The 666-nt window shown below is 61.7% G+C and carries 2 protein-coding genes; both read left to right on the top strand.

The window, feature by feature from the left end:
- Nucleotides 1-220, top strand: a 220-nt coding sequence (locus ACYOEI_RS41085) for an ISAzo13-like element transposase-related protein (protein WP_462856476.1), incomplete at its 5' end; no start/stop codon positions are given.
- Nucleotides 199-666: ISAzo13-like element transposase-related protein (locus tag ACYOEI_RS41090; protein WP_462856477.1), on the top strand; the 468-nt coding region annotated here is incomplete at its 3' end. The genes ACYOEI_RS41085 and ACYOEI_RS41090, both read left to right, overlap by 22 nt.

Genomic DNA, 666 nt, shown 5'->3' on the forward strand with positions numbered 1-666 from the left:
GGAGACCGACGCGATCTTCGCGAACGTGAATGCGGTCCGGGAGGAAGTGAAGGATGACCCGGAGACCCTGGAGATCTCGATGGACACGAAGGCGAAGGTGAGCCTGGGGGAATACTCCCGGGGGGGGGAAAAACCCGGACAGACAGCCGAGGTGAGGTGGAGGAGGGATGGGACCATGACCCTCCGGCGAAGGAGAAGGTGGTCCCGTTCGGGATCCTGACGGTCGCGACCGGCGCGTTGACGCTGGTCATGGGCTCACGCGAGACGAGCGACGCCTGGGTGGACGTCTTGCGTCTCTGGTGGCAGCGAGTGAGGCGAGGCCACCGGGGGATCAAACGCCTGGTGATCTATCTGGACAACGGGCCCAAGAACTCAGGGCGACGGACGCAGTTCTTGAAGCGGATGGTTGAGTTCGCAGACTGGTCGGGGTTGGAGATCCGCTTGGTGTACTATCCGCCGTATCACAGCAAGTACAACCCGATCGAGCGTTGCTGGTCATCACTGGAGAGGAAGTGGAACGGTGTGTTGCTAAGGAGCCTGGAGGTGGTCCTGCAATGCGCCAGGCGGATGACCTGGAAGGGGCGACATCCGAAGGTGGAGAGTCTCGAGGGTTCGTATCCCGATGGGGTTCGAGTGGGCGCGAAGGAAATGAAGAGTTATGAGGCC

The sequence above is a fragment of the Singulisphaera rosea genome, from assembly GCF_054877945.1.